Genomic DNA, 17,991 nt, shown 5'->3' with positions numbered 1-17,991 from the left:
AACGCCGGGACAGATTTGAAATCTGTCCCGGGCCGAACGAAGGGGACGCAAAGGGGACGGGACTGGGGCGCGCAGGTCTAGGGGACAGATTTGAAATCTGTCCCCTTTTAGATTTCGACAGCCTTGGCGGCGATGATCTTCTTGTGCCACTCAGCCGGCCCTGTTTGGTGTACAGAAGATCCGCGGGAATCCACCGCAACCGTCACCGGCATGTCTTCCACGTCGAATTCGTAAATGGCTTCCATACCCAGTTCCGGGAAGGCCACCACTTCGGCGTGTTTGATGGCTTTTGACACCAGGTAGGCCGCACCGCCTACCGCCATCAGATACACCGCACCAAATTCGCGAATGGCATCAATTCCCGCCTGACCACGCTCGGCTTTACCTATCATGCCGGTCAGGCCGGTTTTTTCCAGCATGGTGTGGGTGAACTTATCCATGCGAGTCGCTGTGGTGGGGCCTGCGGGGCCAACTACTTCTTCGCGCACCGGGTCCACCGGGCCAACGTAGTAAATAAAGCGCCCTTTCATATCCACCGGCAGCTCTTCACCGTTGTTGATCATGTCCACCATTTTTTTGTGGGCGGCGTCACGGCCGGTGAGCATCTTGCCCGACAGCAGAACGGTTTCACCTGGCTGCCAGTCTTTAACGTCTTCCGGAGTCACTGTGTTCAGGTTCACCCGGCGCACGTTCTCACCCACTTCCCAGGTAATTTCCGGCCAGTCATCCAGGCTCGGCGGGGTTTGCAGTGACGGGCCATTGCCGTCCAGCACAAAGTGCGCATGGCGGGTGGCTGCGCAGTTAGGAATAATCGCCACCGGCTTGTTGGCCGCGTGGGTGGGGAAATCTTTTACTTTCACATCCAGCACCGTGGTCAGGCCGCCCAGGCCCTGGGCGCCAATGCCCAGCTCGTTCACTTTTTCGAACAGCTCCAAGCGAAGCTCTTCAGCGCGGTTTGATGCACCGCGGGCTTTCAGTTCTTGAATATCAATAGGTTCCAACAGCGCTTCTTTGGCCATCGCCATGGCTTTTTCAGCGGTACCGCCAATACCAATACCCAGCATGCCAGGCGGGCACCAACCTGCGCCCATTTGCGGGATCATCTTCAGTACCCAGTCCACCACCGAATCCGACGGGTTCAGCATGGCAAACTTGGACTTGGCTTCAGAACCACCGCCCTTGGCCGCCACGTGAATATCTACGGTGTTGCCCGGCACAATTTTGTAATGAATGATGGCGGGCGTGTTGTCTTTTGTGTTCTCGCGCTTGCCGTCCGGGTCGGCCAATATCGACGCACGCAGCATGTTGTCCGGATGGGTATAGGCGCGACGTACGCCTTCGTTGATGGCATCGTCCAGCGAGGTTTCAAAATCCCACTTCACGTTCATGCCGACATTCACAAACACCGTCACAATACCGGTATCCTGGCAGATCGGGCGGTGGCCTTCGGCGCACATCCGCGAGTTAATCAGAATCTGCGCCATAGCGTCTTTAGCCGCCTGAGATTCTTCTTTCTTATAGGCCTCGTACACCGCCTGAATAAAATCCTTCGGGTGATAGTAGGAAATAAACTGCAGCGCGTCGGCTACGCTTTCAATCAGGTCTTCCTGGCGGATCAGGGTGGTCATAGTCGCCTCATCAACGGTCGTTATAAGAGTATATTGGCAAATCGAAAGCCAAAGTTTACCAGAAATTCATCCACGCGCGGGATCCGACCGTCGGCCAATTCGTTGCGCCTGTTGATTACTCAAAAGCGCTAAAATTCGTGAAGAATGCGATGAAAAGCGGTTAAGATGCATTGCAAACTAACAAAGAAGTATCGGGAGACACCGTGACAGACCCTATTCTGATTGAGAAAAAGGACCAGGTTTTAATCGTTCGCCTGAATCGCCCGGAGCGCAAGAACGCCCTTACCCACGCTATGTACACCAGCATGGCCGACGCAATCGATCAGGCCGAAGCCGACAAGGACATTCGCTGCATTCTGTTTACCGGCAGCAATGAGTGTTTCACCGCCGGCAACGATCTCAACGATTTCACCAAGGGCTTGCCCGGTGATTTCCGCGAAACCCCGGTGGGCCGTTTCCTGTTTGTGCTGGTTAACGCTACCAAACCGGTGGTTGTGGCGGTTAACGGGCCGGCGGTAGGCATTGGCACGACTATGTTGCTGCACTGCGACATGGTGATGGCAGGCACCAACGCCGGTTTCCAAATGCCATTTGCCAGCCTTGGCCTTTGTCCCGAAGGTGGCTCAAGCATTTTACTGCCCATGTGGATTGGCCGCGTACGGGCTGCTGAACTGCTGATGCTGGGTGGTCGTTTTAGTGCGGAAGAGGCTTTACGCCTGGGTATCATCAATCGCGTGTGCGAACCTGAAGACACGGAAGCGGTAGCCTGGGAGGCCTGTCAGAAACTGGCGGCACAGGCACCAGCGGCCATTCGGGCTACCAAAGAGCTGCTAAAACGGCCAAATCGGGAAGCTCTGGAAGAAACCATGCGGGTAGAAGGCGCGCTGTTCGGCGAACGCCTGAAGTCGCCGGAGGCGGCCGAATCCTTTCGCGCCTTTATAGAAAAGCGTAAGCCAGACTTCTCACGCTTTAGCTGAGCCTGCTGAAACAGCGCTTAACCGGACACAGGTGGCAAGGCCGCCTGCTTGCCCACGGCCTGCAGGTTGCGGATAAGGCGCCCCAGTGTGCGGGCGATGTCTTCCGCCTGGCCTTGATTAGCGCCTAGCTGAAACAACCGCGAACCGTCCCTTGGGTCATACACCCAGCAAGTGGCCAGGCTTGGTTCGCAATCCCATTTTACCAACGGGCTAATGCCATAAACGTCAATCTGTTGGCTTTTGCGCAGCATAGTGCCTTGCTGACGGGTAATTTGCTGGACCAGCAGGCTGCTGTTGCGTTTTTCAACCTGGTAGCGAATGTCTGCTGGTTGATCCAACTGCACAAAGGTTTTGTCTTCGCGCCAACCTGACAACTGCAAAACACTGTTCAGGTGCATCAATAACGCCTGCTCCTCGCTGTCTGCCAAATACAGTTTTTTCAGATCAGCCGCACTTTGCCCTCCATCGGCTTCAATGGTGGCTATTCGCGGCTGCGACAACACGGCCGGATTATTGGTCACCGCTGCCACAGCGCGATCTTTGCGCAGATTCTCTATCTCCGTAATGCGCTCCAGCGACTGTGTGTAGTACTGGCCCTCTTTGCCTGCGCGGGTGACATACGCCTCAAGCGAGGCCTGGGCCTCGTTTAACGAAATGAGCGGAATTCCAATTCAAAATCTTTGATTTAGTGTTGGATGGATAGCGATTATTTGGGACGGTCTTGGCTTTCGATATGCACGCGAATTGCGACTTCTTTTCATCGAAAAATACGACTGTATAAACGATTGACACCAATTTGATCAGGTCGTAATATTATTAACATGGACAACGAGAAATCAACCCACATTCGCACCCAGCAAATCCTCATTCGGAGGAATCACGAGGCGTTTCGCGGGGCCAGCGTTTGCACTCAGATTGTTCGCCGAATTAAAAACGCCACCTCCTATGTAATGCAGCACCATCCTGACGGCAAAGATCAGATGCTGTCGCATCGCGACGCTGATAAATGGCTCAAGAGAAACAACCCGGAACTGTACACCAAGCTTCCGTCGGCCATTGCCCAGCGGAGCACGCAGATTGTCGGTCAGGAATGGAAGGCGTTTTTTGCCGCCTTAGCGGCTTTCAAGAAAACACCTTCAGCCTTCAAAGCTCGGCCTCAAAAACCACGTTACGCCCGCAAAGCGGCCACCGTACACATCGGTCGAAACGGCTTCAAGTTTGTCGACGGCACGTTGTATTTTGCCAACGGTGTATTGCCACCGATCAAAACGCAGTTTCGGTTTTCACAAAAATGGAACGCGTCTGTCGGCGACACCGTTGCGCTTGAAGTCAGAATTGTACCCAGGGGCAACTGCTTCATTATCGAAATCATCTACAACGAATCAAAAATTGTGGAGGCGGGCAACTTTTGCCGTCTTCTCGACCAATCCCGCAAGGCCGGGATCGATCTAGGCATCAACAACCTTATCGCACTCGCAACCGATCAGCCGGGCGTTCGCCCTGTTCTGATCAACGGTAAAGCGCTGAAATCGATCAATGCCTGGTACAACAAGCGTGTGGCCAAACTTCGCTCCCAAGGCAAATACGCCCACATTCGCGCCGTAACCAATAAACGCAATCACCGGATAAAAGACTTGCTGCACAGAGCGTCCAGCAAGGTTGCCTCTTATTGCCTGGAAAACAATATCGGCACACTGGTCATCGGTTATAACAAACACTGGAAGCAAGAGGTCAATATTGGCCGTGTGAATAATCAGAAATTTGTCGGTATTCCGCACTCAATTTTGATTTCTCAAATCCAATATAAGTGCCATGAGATGGGCATCACCACCGTTATTCAGGAAGAGTCGTACACCTCCAAAGCCTCCGCCTTGAATAATGATTTCATGCCGGTTTACGGCAACAATCCTGAAAACGTCGTACCACTGTTCAGCGGAAAGCGAATCCGCCGAGGGTTGTATCAAAGCAAACACGGGATCATAAACGCCGACATCAACGGCGCTCTTAATATCCTCAGAAAAGCAACGGGTGAGGCCTTAGGGCTAGCCTGTAAGGGGTGTGTATCCAACCCCATAATGATGGATCTGGTGCCACACAAATCCGTCGTTATTAGAAGGGAAAATACTGCGCATCAGAACGCCGCGTAGTAGGTTTACCCAGATGCCAACTCAAAATCTTCGATTTAGTGTTGGTAGTTCACACGGTGTTGCTGCCATAACTGTTTTCCTTAATGGATTCGCCGGCGTCCAGCTCAGTGAGCCCTGGGGTATCAGAGACGCTCTTGTTACGGCCAAGGGTGGGCTCTGAGTCAAAACCGGAATCAAGGTCGGAGTCGGTTTCAGGGTCAACCTCGGCCTGTTCGGTGACGGCCTTGGGCAGTTCTTTTTTCACCCGCACGCCCAATTCTACAAAGCGGTTGGCTTGTGAAATCAGGTTGCCGCGGCCGCGGGTCAGAGTATTCATCGCACTGTCGTAGCTGCCCTGAGCGGTGTGCAACTGGCCGCCAAGCCGCTCCATAGCCTCTACAAATACCCGCAATTTATCGTAAACAGCGCTCGCTCGTTCCGCAATCAGTCGAGCGTTCTGGCTCTGGCGCTCGTAACGCCAGATGTTTTCGATGGTGCGCAGAGTGGCCAACAAGGTGGTGGGCGTCACCACAATAATCTTACGCTCGAAGGCTTCTGAAAACAGGCTGTCGTCATGCTGAAAAGCCGCCACAAAAGCCGGTTCAATGGGCATAAACAACAGCACAAAATCCGGTGAACGCAAACCGTTGAGCTGGCTGTAATCTTTATCGCTCAGACTGCAAATGTGATTGCGCACGGCGTCCATATGCTGCTTCAGCGCCGCATCACGGGCGCTGCCTTCGTCGCTGATAACCCACTGCTGGTAAGCCACCAGCGACACCTTGGAATCTACCACCAGGTTGCGGCTATCCGGAAGATGCACCACTACGTCTGGCCGCAGCAGCTGATTATCGCTGTCGCGGTAGCTGCCCTGGGTTTCGTATTCAATACCTTTACGCAACCCAGACCTTTCCAGCACCCGCTCCAGAATCAACTCGCCCCAGTTACCCTGTATTTTTTTATCGCCTTTTAAAGCTCGCGTCAGATTGGAGGCTTCTTCGGTAATCTGGCGGTTAAGCTCCTGCAACGATTTTATTTCGCTGCGCAGCGCCTGGCGGTCGCGGGTTTCGGTGGTGTGTACCGTTTCCACGCGCTGTCGGAAATCGCTGAGTTGATCACGAAACGGTTTTAGCAGCGTATCCATACTGCTCTGGTTCTGCTGACTGAAGCGCTCGCTTTTCTGATCAAATATACGGTTCGCCAGATTCTCGAATTCCTGTTTTAACGCATCGCGGTTATGCTCCAGAAGCGCCAGTTTCTCCGCCGCCGACTGGCGCTCATGGGCCAGCATTATCTGCTGCTCTCTTAATGCCAGTTTCAAATCGTTGTAGTCGGCGAGCAGGTGGCGGTTATTTTGCCCGGCACGCAGCAGCAATCCGGCTAATATCAGTACCAGAATAGAAATCGCCGCCATCAGCGAGAGTACAAGCACGGGTTGGTCAGCCACCCATTGGCTGAAGGTTTCAAGCACGGGCGTTTACTCCTGCGGTATTATCATTGGTACAGTTCGCTGACAAGTTTAACCTATTCGTTTGCCATTGTTGCTGGCGGGGTACACGTTGCCTTAATCATCTGTAAACAAATCGCTACCGTGAGTTGCTGTATACTGCGCCGAAACACCATCACACAATCATTTCGTGCCGCTGACCTGTCAGTTCAGGCACTTTTTTGTCATTTCCTTCGGGGGTAGTTCATGGGTTTCAAGGGTTTCATGGGGTCAAAGCCTGGTGGCAACGTCCACTTGGCGCTGCCATTGTTGGTGATACTAACTAGCCTGGCCGGCTGTTCGGCAGATCAGTACTTTATGGTACCCAAATCCAATCTGGAAACCGTGAACACCTCGGTGCAAAACCAGCGGGCTACGCTGGTCACCATAGAGAACAACGCCAAGGTACGCTTCGAGCAAGCAATCAACGATCAAACCGCATCGACCGAAACCATTCTGCAAGCCATAAGCGCCCAAGTTAAAGCACCAGAATGCCCCCCCGTGCCGAAACAGCGGGCTTGCCCCGCGGCTACCGCAGCCAAGGCCGTGGCCAGTCAGCTCAAAGGCAAACTCATTGTGGGCGGAGTTGAAAAGTTCTTCCTGACCGCAGCGGAAACCGTTTACAACGCCCGTATCGATAGCGGCGCCGAAACTTCTTCTATTGACGCGCGAAATATTGTGCGATTCGAGCGCGACGGCAGCAACTGGGTACGCTTTGATGTGCCGGTTCCTGGAAATAAAGAGCCTGGTGACAAAGAGCCCGGCAGCGAAGAGCTGCTAACACTGGAAAAAGAAGTCTCGCGACGGGTGAGAATTCTTCAATCAAACGTCGAGGACCCTGAACGCCGGGTGGTGGTGGAATTGCAATTTGTTATAGGTAACCACACACAAGTGGCCGAATTCACCCTGACCGACCGTTCGCACCTTACCCATCAAGTGCTGATTGGCCGCAACGTACTGCGCGATGTGATGTTGATTGATGTCGGCAAAGAGTTTGCAACCGAACTGCCCGACACCATGGTCAACGGCGGTACATTATGAGTACCCGATCGCGCACGCCCTTTTACATCGCGATTTTTCTGATTATTGCCACCGGCATTTCCCTGGCCGTATGGCGCCACATTGAACTGGGGATTCCCTGGCTGACCGGCGAACAGCGGCCGGTGTGGATGGTCGAGGCGCGGGTGGATTTTGACGCCACAGGCGGCTCCGTAACAGCGGCACTGAACGTGCCCGATCAGCCCCCAGGTTTTCATACCCTGAGCGAACTAGCAGCCTCCCCTGGCTACGGTTTTTCTATTCTGGAACAAGGTGGCACGCGCCGCGCCGAGTGGACCAAGCGCGACGTTACCGGTCCACAAACGCTGTATTACAAAGTCCAGTTAATACCAGACCCAGACGTGCGCAGCTTACCCGCCAAAGTAAAACCGGTGGCGCGCACCGTGTTTTGGGAAGAACCCGAAGCCACCGCTGTTCGGGAAATACTGGAGCAGGCCAGGCAACGTTCCAGTAACCCACAAAGCATGACCCGTGAGCTGATCCGGCTGATGCAACCAGACACCGGCACCCAGAACACCACCCTTCTGATTGCCGGCGAAAACTATCTCGACCTACTGGTCGACATGCTGAACTTCTCTGGCATACCCGCTCGCGCCGCCGATGGCCTGAAGCTGGAAGATGCTCGCCGGCGCCAACCGCTGCTGGCGTTCCTGCAAATTCACACCGGCGAAAAATGGCTAACCTTTGACCCCCGCACCGCTGAACAGGGCGTGCCCGAAGATCTGTTGTTGTGGCGCCAGGGATCCGCGTCGCTGTTGGACGTAGTAGGCGGCGCCAACTCCGAAATCAGCTTCTCTATGCTGCGCCAGACCATTCCCGCCATCCAGCTGGCAGCCATGCAATCTAAAGAGACCGGCCTCGGCTTTCTGAGTTTTTACGAACTGCCGATTGAAGAACAGGGCATGTTCCGCATGCTGCTGCTTTTGCCTTTGGGGGCACTGGTGGTGGCCTTCATGCGCATGTTGATCGGTATTCGCACGTCCGGCACCTTCATGCCAGTACTGATTGCGGTAGCGTTTGTGCAGACCACTTTGATACCCGGGCTGGTGGCATTTTTGTCGGTGGTCGCCATTGGCCTGTTGATGCGCAGCTACCTTTCCAGCCTGAACCTGCTGCTGGTTTCGCGGATCTCGGCGTTGATCATCCTGGTGATATTCATTACCGCCGGTTTGAGCGTTGTAGGTTATCAGATGGGCTTTAATACCGGCATGACGGTGACTTTCTTCCCCATGGTTATTATCGCCTGGACTATTGAGCGAATGTCGATTTTGTGGGAAGAAGAAGGCGCGCGGGAAGTCATGAGACAAGGCTCAGGCAGTCTGTTTGTCGCCATTTGCGCCTACCTGTTGATGAGCGCACCTTTAGCCGGACACCTGACCTTCAACTTCCCCGAATTGCACCTGGTTATTCTGGGCCTGATTCTGCTAATGGGTAATTACACCGGCTACAAACTCAGCGAACTGCGCCGTTTCACACCGATGAAGGTGTACGACTAATATGGGCTGGATATCACCGTTTACGCTGAACCGCCTAGGCATGCTGAACATGAACCGGCGCAATGTAGACTATATTGCCCGCTACAACGATCGGTCCTCCTACCCTCTGGTCGACAACAAGCTTAAAACCAAATTGGTGGTGGCTGAATACGGTGTAAAAACACCGCGCCTTTTGCAGATTGTTAGCCAACAACACGAAATTTCCCACTTCCGTGAACTGTCTGCGGATTTGGCCGGCTTTGCCATAAAGCCTGCCAAGGGTTCTGGGGGTAAGGGCATCACCGTCGTCACCGGGCGCGATGGCGACGAATTCGTCAAAGCCTCCGGCGCCCGTATTGGCGTAGATGTACTTGAACGACACCTGACCAACATTCTGGCGGGGCTGTATTCGCTGGCAGGCGCCTCTGACGTGGCCATTGTCGAAAACCTGGTGCAGTCCACACCGGATCTGGCGCGCTATTCGTTTCAGGGCGTACCAGACATCCGCATTATTGTGTTTCAAGGCTACCCGGTAATGGCCATGCTGCGGCTTGCCACCAAAGCGTCAGACGGCAAGGCCAACCTACATCAGGGAGCTGTAGGCGTAGGACTAGACATCGGCACAGGGAAAAGTCTGAACGCGGTTCAGTTCAATCGCCCCATTCTTCTGCACCCGGACACCGGCTTATCTTTGGGCAATATCCATATTGTCGCCTGGGATGAAATGCTGGAAATGGCCTCCCGCTGCTATGAAGCGACCGGGCTAGGCTATATGGGCGTAGACCTGGTGGTGGATGTGGACGAAGGCCCGCTGCTGTTGGAGTTGAACGCGCGCCCCGGGTTGGCCATTCAAATGGCCAACGGCTGCGGCCTACTGCCGCGCTTGCGTGCCATTGAAAATCTGAAACGCCCCCACTTCACCCCCGGTGACCGCGCTCGCTTTGCAATGGAAGAATTTCACAAGCGCTAGAGCACATCGGCATTCGTGCAAAAGCCCGGCACTGATCGAAACAGCCTGAATAGCTCCGAGTGCACCATCACCGCCGCCGAATATCAACACCGCGGCGATTGCGCCTTCCATCACCACCCAGAATACACGCTGGGCTGTGGGTGCATCGGTTTTGCCACCTCTCGAATATTCTTGCCGGGCTCTATTCATTGGGCTGTGCACCTGATGTTGCCATTGTCTAGCAGGGACCGCTGCTGCTGGAGCTCAATACTCGCCCCGGGTTGGCAATCCAGATGGTGAGCCGGGGTCTCAGGCCACGGTTGCAGAAAGTGGAGGCGCTGCGAAGACCGCACTATTCGCCCGAGAAATGGGTCAAGTATGCTACGGCGGCGTTTGGATATTTATAGCAATGGGCTGTAATAAAACTGGTTGCAACAAAAAAGGGGCCTTTGAAGAAGGCCCCTTTTTTGTTTTTCTTGCTTTTTTATTTAAACGCTAAAGGTATTAGCAGTGAAAAGGGCCGGCTAATCGTCGGCCTTCCTTGGTTACGTCATTTTGCCTTCTGCAATCAGCAGGCGGCGCTCATGGTTCAACCCTTTCATCAAGCTATAGCTCATCGCCAACAGCACGAAGGTGAACGGCAGACCAACACTGACCGCGCCGGCTTGCAGCGCGCTCAAGGCATCTGCGCCGCCCACAAACAGCAATACACCTGCAATCATGCCCTCCGTAACCGCCCAGAAAATACGCTGGGTTTTGGGGGCATCGATTCTACCGCCAGAGGTGATACTGTCGATAACCAGCGAACCTGAGTCCGATGATGTCACGAAAAACACCAGAACCAGCATTATGGCCATGAAGGAAGTAATCGCGGTAAAGGGGATATTTTCAAGCATCTGAAACATGGCCAAAGACACGTCAGTCAAGCCTTCGCTCGCAAGCGTACCCACGCCTGCCTCAATTTGCGCCAGGGCGCTGCCACCAAAGGTGCTCATCCAGACAATAGTGATCACGGTGGGGACCAACAAAACCGAAATTACGAACTCGCGAACCGTGCGCCCCTTGGAGACCCGGGCGATAAACATACCGACGAAGGGTGACCAGGAGATCCACCATGCCCAGTAGAACACCGTCCAGCCATGGAACCAGGTGGTATCTTCTTCACGACCGAAGGGGTTGCTCAGGGGCAGCATGTTGCCAACGTAGGACGCAGTAGTGATCCACATCTGCTCTATGATTCCGAGGGTTGCACCTGCGAAGAAGACAAACGTCAGCAATAGGCCAGCAATGATCATATTGATGTTACTCAACAGCTTTACGCCGCCGTCAATACCGCGAATGACGGAAAGGGTGGCAACGGCCGTAACACCGGCAATGATGCCGACCTGAACGTTGAGACCGCCCTCGATCGCTTCGGGAAACAAAAAGGCCAGACCGGCTGCTGCTTGCTGGGCACCAAAACCAAGGGAGGTGGCAAGACCGAAGATGGTTGACAGAACCGCAATGATATCGATGACGTTGCCAGGCCAGCCCCAGACACGGTCACCCAGGATCGGGAAGAAAGCCGAACGGATCGTCAGGGGAAAGCCCTTGTTATAGGTGAAGAATGCCAGGGAAAGACCTACGATGGCGTAGATTGCCCAGGGATGCATGCCCCAGTGGTACATGGTCGCACCCATGGCCAACCTCGCGGCTTCCGGCGTATTGGGCTCAACGCCCAGCGGGGTGCCATACCAGTCGGTGAGGTAAGCCACCGGCTCGGCCACGGCCCAGTACATCAGGCCAATGCCCATGCCGGCCGCAAACAGCATCGAAAACCAGGAGATCCGGGAGAATTCCGGCTTGGCGTCCTGACCGCCTATACGGATTTTACTGACCGGCATGACGATCAGAGCGAGACACAGAAGAACGAAAAAGTTTGCGCTGAGCAGAAAGACCCAGTCGAAAGTTGCGATAGCACCGTTTTTGGCGCTAGCAAGCAACTCCCCTGATGCTGTGGGGAAAATCAGTGTTCCTACGACAAACAGGACGATAAGCAGCGCTGTCACCGGGAACACAACGTTGTGTATGTCAAAACCAAACTTCTCGATGTTGTCTTGTCCTACCACATAGTCGGTTTGATAATCGTCTTTAACAATGTTGCCCACAGTGGAGCCTCCTTCGTTGAACTACTTTAAACATCATTGAACTTCGTCAGTTTGTGCGGTTAAATCGGTACTCTCAAGATTTGCGAAAAAACCAGTTTATAGTTTTGTGCTTCATATATCAAAGTCACCTCCCTGCCCATAGAGAGCGTAAATCAACCTCCCAACCCTCCGCTCGCCTAAGGAGGCACGCTTAATGCCCAAGTTAACGAACCCGGTACCTGTTCGTTACACCGTCTACATTCTTTGTGTTGTGACCTTTTTCATGTCGCTTCCGTTATCTCTGATCTACACGTCAATGGCGTTTTTCACTGCCCTCACGGGATCAGCGGGCCAAGAATATTCTGGATAAGCAACCGCATGGCTCCCAGCTTGAAATGTATGGTAAGGATTCGAATGGATGAATCACTCCATGGCGTCCGGCGATATCAAAAGCAGTGATTTCCGTATCCTGATCGGCAAGGCCTGCAAAAAGCCTTACAACGCCAGTGTCTTTGTAAAAGCCATGCTGAAAACCGGAAGGCGACCTGACTTTATCGTCGTGGATGGCGGCGAAGATGGAACCCGAGCGGCGCCGCTTGAGCTTATAAAAGGCGACACCGGCCTGACCGTATCCGACAAGTACTGGGGAGTATCCGATCCGGACAGCTTCGCTCCATCCGAATTCGTGCGCAAACTGCGGGAAACCAAATTACGTTAACGCGCGCCAAAACCCGCACAATTTCGTCGGTTGGTGTTTCTTTTTGGAATTTGCTCGTGTAATATTCGCTCCCGCTAAGCCACTGAGATTCCTCTTTAAGTCTCATTGGCCTGTGCCACCAAAATATCGTTTTGGATAGGCATAAATTAGCAAATCGGGGCGTAGCGCAGCTTGGTAGCGCACTTGCATGGGGTGCAAGGGGTCGTAGGTTCAAATCCTACCGTCCCGACCATATTCGTATAAAAGAATCAGTCACTTAACGGTGGCTGATTTTTTTATGTCCCAAAATTGTCCCAATTTTTTAATTCTTCACCACCAGCACACCTCTACGAACATCACGCTGATCTTACCCAGAATCTAAATAACGGCCATACAGGCAGCACCATCCCGCCAAGGAGCAGCGATTTGGGCTTTGGATCCAGCGAATAGTCACGGATATCGAAAACCAGTGTCAGGGCACCGATACCAAGCAGTATGTTGGCAGGTAATCCGTAATCCGCCAGCCAGCCCCAAAAGGATGCTCCAATGAACATTAGCAGCAGTCCGTTGACTGTTCGGCGTCAACTATCCTGTCCGACCGGACAGGATAGTTGACGCCGAACAGTGGCCAGTGATGCTTGGAATAACGACTTTACGCAGGGGGAAGTGATAGCCATTAGGCACCGAGGACAACTGATCATTGCCTAGTTCTATTACGAGGCTATAATTGCAATCACGCCTAAGGAACAATTCAACACGGTAGGTGTTCCAGCAATCTACATCCCAGTTTGCCTGTCCTTTCAAGCTGGGAAACTCCAGACGCCGATCCCTCTCAAACGTTGGCGAAATCGTTTTTTGAAACTGATTACCTGAAACTCGGAAAATCGCGTTTTCAGCGAATGGTAAACCACGCTTTGCGCTTTTAAACTGACTCTCTTCTGTCCAAATTAGATTACCGGTGAGAACAAATTCCTCTACCTCAACACATCTCCTGTGCTTGGATGACTGGGTCAGAGAGACTGGCTTATTAAGCCCGGCAGATCGGTAGTGTTTTTCCTCACGCAACGCCAGAAGCGCAGCACCGACAGACGCCAGATCTAAAGCGTTAATTTTCTCAAAAGCTAGCCCCTCTGCCTTAGCATGTTCTCGTAGCCCATTAGTACTTGGAAGGTCTGGGCTACCCACCGGAATCGAAATTTCTTCAATCAGTTCAATGTCGTAATAGGTTGAAGCCCAGAAAAAACTCTCTAGGTCATACGAGGAACCCTTCTCATTATTTAGCCTCTCATGTCCCTGCCGCAAAGCGTGGAACCACTCGGCAAACTTTGGACTCAACAGGAACCGCTCTAGCTTGGACAACATTTCGGTGGTTTGTCTTGGTGCCAACACAGGTGGCGAATAAGTTCCTTCTGGCCATGGAGTAACACTCTCAGCGAGGCGCTGGAGAAAATCCCTATCAAAGAGCGTACTCAAAACGGTTTGAAGATGCCGCTTTCGAGACAACTCGGCTTCCTCGGCAAGAAACTCAGAGATTGAACCAGATACCTCCGCCTGAACATATCGACCCGGGATACCTCGGGGTTGCCCGAAATTATCGATTAACTTCTGCTTCAAATCTTCATTCAATCGCCATGCCCCGCGCAGACCCTCGGAAATGCGTGGGGGCGCAACATCTAGGTAGTGTGCTAAACGCTGTTTTGTCATCCGCTTGGATGAGTCAAGCGCGTGCATAATTAGCTGCTTGCTCTGTCTCGGTGCCGGAATAGCTGTTTTTCGAAGTCATTTATTACTCCTGTGAGTTCTTTTTCATCACCGACTACTCTATCAGGAAGAAATTACGATATTTGCGTAATTATTTTGTAATTAATTACATACTGTAGAAATAAAAAAAGAAGTAGCTGGAATGAATATCGTTTGTACCGCAATTTGCATAGACGCAAGATTCCGAACATCTGCAGTCTTGGCAAGCTTGGTACGCTGAACTTTTTCTGTATGCTAGTTGAAAATGCACGGCCAGCCAGCGGTGCCTTAAAAACACTGGCAGCACGCCACGAACCACCTCCGTTCGGGGGCGTGCACAATTGTTACTGCGTCCAACCAGGTGCCGGCGGCCAGAGGAACGCTTCTCATCAAGTAGTTATCAATGCTGACTCTTTTGAACTGGCCAGCAAGCAGAGCAAAGTGCACTCACAGCCACCGGTTGATGCGCTGAGAAACGTCCTTCTACGACACGCCGTCACCCACGCTGACGAGACACCGGTCGCAGTAGGAATGCCGGTCACCCGGCACCCCCTGCACAGATCCGTACGTGCGCTACTCACGCACACGGCTCCTATCTTGAGTGTATACCGTCAAATCGTTTGTTTGGCCAAGGATGCACAACTCTGGGTTGTGACAGCGCGTCTCGCAAGAACTGACTGAAGCGCGCCCACACGAGACGGTAGCGCTGGCTGCGGCGCCGTAACGCCTTCATCCAGAGCTTTCCAAGTTCCGTGTGAAAGCGGCTCACCCTGATGACGTTGCCTGGAACGGCAAAGTAGTTCAGGTGACCCCGCATCACTGCAGCCAGCCAGCGTTTCTGCTCGCCAACCGGCCGATGCCTGTTTCGGTATAACCAGTCCTTGACGCTATGCAGCGTTCGTCGCGTGCGGCTCACAGATGTTTGCCGCAGCAACATGAACGTCCGTCTATCACGCAGGACTGCACAGCTGTGCGTGAACCCCAGAAAATCGAACGACTCAGGCTTTGGTAGCCCTGCTGTCGCACAGTCCTTCCGGGCAAAGCGTCCAAAGCGGATGAGCTTCGTCTTGTCCTCGTTGAGCGACAGTCCAAAGCGATCCAACCTCTGGTGCAGCTGACTCAGGAACGCCTCCGCATCGTCTTTTCGTAAGCACTGCTGTTCCTGGACGGCTATTTCGTGCAGGTACTCGAAGGCGAACCGTTTCGAGTGCAGGAACGCTTTGCGATCATTGCCGCCGACCCACGGCACGAGGACGTGCAGCTGCGTGCTGTTTCCCGGGTGCAGACCCGGCTATTTCCCGACCAGTGGATGGCGTTGCGGCTGCAAAGCAAGATCGACAGCCGTCGCTTCGAAGAAATAGGCTATCTCCCGGGCCTGCCCGCTGCGCACTTTGACGCTGCAACCGTGCTCAGATTCGTGCAAGCCTGCTGCGCCGATTTGGAATTGCAGTCAACATAAAGAACGGGAAAACAGGGGACGGATTTCAAATCCGTCCCCTGGGTTAGGGTCGCTTATCTTCAGTTGTTCAGCACTTCGCGCCAGTAGATAACGCGGTCGTTACCTCGGTAGACGCCGAAGGTGGCGGTGGCTTGGGGATTTTCCAGAAAGCCATCCTGATTCCAGTCGCCCTGTAGCCACAGCGGCACCGCGAAGGTAGCAATCACATCGCCCTGGTTGTTGGCGCCCGGCGCCTTCAGAATGAGTTGCTCATCTTCCTCTGCAGCACCTGCCAGGAGGGTTCCGGATGTTCCGATTACAGATGTGTTGCCGCCGCTGAGATTACTCTGGTCTAACGCGACATCCGCCACCGTGTTGTAAGACCAGCACCCATCCGCGCTATTGATGATAAAGCCACTGGAGGTGTAGAACTCGGCCTGGAATGGCATTTTCAGGTCGGAAGTTTCCAGTCCGTAGACATTTTCCATCTGCAAGCGGCCATAGCGCATTTCAAGCGGGAACTTTGGGGCAATCGCCACGGACAGTTGCGGCGAAGAGACGTCGTCGGCATCTGCCAGCCCGGTCAACTCAATGCGATAGTCCGGAGCCAGTGGCAGGACACGGGATTGGGTGGTTTTGCTGTAGGTGATCTCGTCATCGAGCGAAAATAGATACTGTAACCGGCCGCGGCCAATGACTGACACCCCCCCAGTTCCAGAGTTGTAGATACCGGGAAAAGATTGCCCGCAGCATCAAAGGCCGTAACATCCGAGCTCCCCGCAGTGCGCACCAGATCAGTGGCCAACAAGCGTTGAAAATTGCCCAGTGTGTAATTGCGGGTCACGTCGCCGCTGGCGTTCCAGGCTTCCAATGTCAACATCGGTTGCACGCCTGTTTTCCAGTGCAGATTCTGTCCCATGTAAGCAAAAGCCGTGGAAGCCGTGCAATAAGGCTCTACCTCACCGTGTTCAGCAACCACAATATTGAACCAGTCTGGGATAAAACGGCCCACGTGCGCAACCTGGTCTCCGACTACATCGGCAGTGCCCAGATAACGGCCGCTCAGGAGCGATGGCATAATGCTGACAATACCCACCTCGGGCCACTGAAACTGGCCGCAGGCCCTGCCCCCGCTGGCCGCATTACCGCTGCAATCCTCACCGAACGCACCAAACGCACCGGCTAACGGCGGCGAGCCGCCATCGGCAGGGGCCACCAGCGCTGTCTTCAGCTGGACAGATTCAGCCAAGGTTTCCCGGCCAAAATTGGCCGTCACATCGCCAAGAGCGTTGATTGACGATACCCGAATTTCAAAATCCTGACCGGCAGCCACAAAAGCAGTGCCATCCTGCACGGAAGTTGCGGCCTTGTTCCCCGGTATGGCTAGCTCGAAATGATCCGGGCGAGCCACAAAAGTACCTTCACCGAGCATCACCAGCCCCGCGTCTTCACCGGCACCCTCGTACCGAGCCTTCAGCAAAACACGGCCCACATCTTTGTACTGAATCGGAAAACGGGCTGCGCCTGTGCTATCAAAATCCAGCGCCAGCCTATGGCCGCTTAGCAAATCGCCGCCGCTTTCAACCGCTAGCGTTCCTGTTGACGGGTTCTGGTGCACAGTGTTGAACTCGATGTCTTTTTTACCGGTAAACGCTGGCACGCACTGGCCAGGATCCTCTTCATCGGTTTTAACAGCCAGAATCGACGCTTGAACCTCCTGGCCAGAAATATGATTCGAAATAGTCAGAGAGAAGCCGGATTCAGCAAAAACCAAGTCGCAACTGATTATACTGCCATTAAAACAGACGGTTGGGTTCGCTGCGGCTATGGATGCATTTGCTAGCGACAAAATGGCTGACTCAGCGAAGGTATAGGGAATGCGGGCAGTGCCTGTGCCGGTAAAGCGGATACGATCAGTGACCGAACCAGAACCCGTTGCAGTAACGTCTAGCGTTACGGTTTCACGGCTGAGTGTGCAAGAACCGTCATAGGCATTGGTACAGGCGTTGATGGTGACGGTTTCTGGATCGCAGGTCAGACCCTTGCCATCGTGAATGATTTGATAGTGGTCTATGTCTGTGTCTACGGCTGATGGAGCCCCACAACCAGCCGCTCCAATTGAGTTATCTGCGCCTAATGTGACGTACCCAGTGGCGTACAGACCCCCACAAGCACCACCAATACCTCTTAGTGTGGTGTTTGCTCCGGTTGAGATATAGGTACCTGCCAAAAAAGTGCCTATCAGATTTGCGCTTGCGCCTACAGACGTGTAGCCCTTTGCATTCCAGGT

At 53.6% G+C, this 17,991-nt stretch carries 15 protein-coding genes, 1 tRNA gene and 1 pseudogene; 8 read left to right on the top strand and 9 right to left on the bottom strand.

The genetic code is table 11. The features are described 5' to 3' along the window. Positions 1-107: 107 nt before the first annotated feature. Positions 108-1,628, bottom strand: a complete 1,521-nt coding sequence (locus ATI45_RS00870; protein ID WP_098417870.1) for a fumarate hydratase — start codon at positions 1,626-1,628, stop codon at positions 108-110. A 203-nt stretch (positions 1,629-1,831) separates the two neighbouring features. On the opposite strand from ATI45_RS00870, the gene ATI45_RS00865 reads away from it, so the two are divergent. Then, positions 1,832-2,605: an enoyl-CoA hydratase gene (locus ATI45_RS00865; protein ID WP_098417869.1), complete on the top strand. Its 774-nt coding sequence runs from the start codon at positions 1,832-1,834 to the stop codon at positions 2,603-2,605. A gap of 17 nt (positions 2,606-2,622) precedes the next feature. Here the strand turns inward: ATI45_RS00865 and ATI45_RS00860 are convergent, their stop codons facing one another. Further along, a complete protein-coding gene (locus tag ATI45_RS00860) occupies positions 2,623-3,135 on the bottom strand; it encodes a hypothetical protein (protein ID WP_228735901.1) in 513 nt (170 codons plus the stop codon). A 291-nt stretch (positions 3,136-3,426) separates the two neighbouring features. On the opposite strand from ATI45_RS00860, the gene ATI45_RS00855 reads away from it, so the two are divergent. Further along, a complete protein-coding gene (locus ATI45_RS00855) occupies positions 3,427-4,752 on the top strand; it encodes an RNA-guided endonuclease InsQ/TnpB family protein (RefSeq protein WP_228735900.1) in 1,326 nt (441 codons plus the stop codon). Between the two features lie 49 nt (positions 4,753-4,801). Here ATI45_RS00855 and ATI45_RS00850 read toward each other — a convergent pair whose 3' ends face one another. Beyond that, the gene (locus ATI45_RS00850; protein WP_228736043.1) at positions 4,802-6,145 is read right to left on the bottom strand and encodes a DNA recombination protein RmuC; all 1,344 of its coding nucleotides are present in this window, start codon (positions 6,143-6,145) and stop codon (positions 4,802-4,804) included. Between the two features lie 279 nt (positions 6,146-6,424). Here ATI45_RS00850 and ATI45_RS00845 point away from each other — a divergent pair, with 279 nt between their 5' ends. From ATI45_RS00845 to ATI45_RS00835, 3 genes are read left to right on the top strand one after another with little or no spacing between them, the layout of a single operon-like run. Then, the gene (locus ATI45_RS00845; protein WP_228735899.1) at positions 6,425-7,258 is read left to right on the top strand and encodes an ATP-dependent zinc protease; all 834 of its coding nucleotides are present in this window, start codon (positions 6,425-6,427) and stop codon (positions 7,256-7,258) included. Beyond that, a complete protein-coding gene (locus ATI45_RS00840; RefSeq protein ID WP_098417867.1) occupies positions 7,255-8,772 on the top strand; it encodes an inactive transglutaminase family protein in 1,518 nt (505 codons plus the stop codon). Before ATI45_RS00845 ends, ATI45_RS00840 begins: the two co-directional genes overlap by 4 nt. Before the next feature lies 1 nt (position 8,773). After that, complete coding sequence (locus tag ATI45_RS00835; protein ID WP_098417866.1) at positions 8,774-9,721, top strand: alpha-L-glutamate ligase-like protein; 948 nt, start codon at positions 8,774-8,776, stop codon at positions 9,719-9,721. A 21-nt stretch (positions 9,722-9,742) separates the two neighbouring features. On the opposite strand, the pseudogene ATI45_RS23215 reads toward ATI45_RS00835, so the two are convergent. Further along, positions 9,743-9,880 (bottom strand): annotated as a pseudogene (locus ATI45_RS23215) (BCCT family transporter); the annotation flags it as partial. Positions 9,881-10,245: 365 nt separating this feature from the next. Next, positions 10,246-11,847, bottom strand: coding sequence for a BCCT family transporter (locus ATI45_RS00830; protein ID WP_098417865.1), 1,602 nt, complete (start codon positions 11,845-11,847; stop codon positions 10,246-10,248). A 409-nt stretch (positions 11,848-12,256) separates the two neighbouring features. Here ATI45_RS00830 and ATI45_RS23210 point away from each other — a divergent pair, with 409 nt between their 5' ends. Next, positions 12,257-12,544, top strand: a complete 288-nt coding sequence (locus ATI45_RS23210; RefSeq protein WP_416376578.1) for a hypothetical protein — start codon at positions 12,257-12,259, stop codon at positions 12,542-12,544. A gap of 155 nt (positions 12,545-12,699) precedes the next feature. Then, positions 12,700-12,776, top strand: a tRNA-Pro gene (locus tag ATI45_RS00820). A gap of 103 nt (positions 12,777-12,879) precedes the next feature. Here ATI45_RS00820 and ATI45_RS00815 read toward each other — a convergent pair. After that, a complete protein-coding gene (locus ATI45_RS00815) occupies positions 12,880-13,077 on the bottom strand; it encodes a hypothetical protein (protein ID WP_098417864.1) in 198 nt (65 codons plus the stop codon). Positions 13,078-13,108: 31 nt separating this feature from the next. Next, on the bottom strand, positions 13,109-14,254 hold the full coding sequence (locus ATI45_RS00810; RefSeq protein ID WP_098417863.1) for a hypothetical protein: 1,146 nt from the start codon (positions 14,252-14,254) through the stop codon (positions 13,109-13,111). Positions 14,255-15,416: 1,162 nt separating this feature from the next. On the opposite strand from ATI45_RS00810, the gene ATI45_RS00800 reads away from it, so the two are divergent. Beyond that, complete coding sequence (locus ATI45_RS00800; RefSeq protein ID WP_098417862.1) at positions 15,417-15,722, top strand: BLUF domain-containing protein; 306 nt, start codon at positions 15,417-15,419, stop codon at positions 15,720-15,722. A gap of 59 nt (positions 15,723-15,781) precedes the next feature. Here the strand turns inward: ATI45_RS00800 and ATI45_RS00795 are convergent, their stop codons facing one another. Further along, complete coding sequence (locus ATI45_RS00795) at positions 15,782-16,294, bottom strand: DUF6701 domain-containing protein (RefSeq protein WP_323807663.1); 513 nt, start codon at positions 16,292-16,294, stop codon at positions 15,782-15,784. Next, the gene (locus tag ATI45_RS00790; RefSeq protein ID WP_098417860.1) at positions 16,285-17,931 is read right to left on the bottom strand and encodes a DUF6701 domain-containing protein; all 1,647 of its coding nucleotides are present in this window, start codon (positions 17,929-17,931) and stop codon (positions 16,285-16,287) included. The genes ATI45_RS00795 and ATI45_RS00790 overlap by 10 nt, the downstream gene beginning before the upstream one ends. Between the last annotated feature and the right edge of the window lie 60 nt (positions 17,932-17,991).

This window comes from Marinobacter sp. LV10MA510-1, from assembly GCF_002563885.1.
Lineage (GTDB): Bacteria > Pseudomonadota > Gammaproteobacteria > Pseudomonadales > Oleiphilaceae > Marinobacter.
Note: the sequence above shows the minus strand (reverse complement) of the source record. Positions and strands in the feature narration are given on the sequence as shown.

Excerpts from the sequence above, each read along its gene's own strand:
- ATI45_RS00850 (WP_228736043.1), bottom strand. The coding sequence starts at position 6,145 with ATGGCGGCGATTTCTATTCTGGTACTGATATTAGCCGGATTGCTGCTG.
- ATI45_RS00855 (WP_228735900.1), top strand. The coding sequence starts at position 3,427 with ATGGACAACGAGAAATCAACCCACATTCGCACCCAGCAAATCCTCATT.
- ATI45_RS00835 (WP_098417866.1), top strand. The coding sequence starts at position 8,774 with ATGGGCTGGATATCACCGTTTACGCTGAACCGCCTAGGCATGCTGAAC.
- ATI45_RS00870 (WP_098417870.1), bottom strand. The coding sequence starts at position 1,628 with ATGACCACCCTGATCCGCCAGGAAGACCTGATTGAAAGCGTAGCCGAC.
- ATI45_RS00845 (WP_228735899.1), top strand. The coding sequence starts at position 6,425 with ATGGGTTTCAAGGGTTTCATGGGGTCAAAGCCTGGTGGCAACGTCCAC.
- ATI45_RS00840 (WP_098417867.1), top strand. The coding sequence starts at position 7,255 with ATGAGTACCCGATCGCGCACGCCCTTTTACATCGCGATTTTTCTGATT.
- ATI45_RS00815 (WP_098417864.1), bottom strand. The coding sequence starts at position 13,077 with ATGTTCATTGGAGCATCCTTTTGGGGCTGGCTGGCGGATTACGGATTA.
- ATI45_RS00810 (WP_098417863.1), bottom strand. The coding sequence starts at position 14,254 with ATGCACGCGCTTGACTCATCCAAGCGGATGACAAAACAGCGTTTAGCA.
- ATI45_RS23210 (WP_416376578.1), top strand. The coding sequence starts at position 12,257 with ATGGCGTCCGGCGATATCAAAAGCAGTGATTTCCGTATCCTGATCGGC.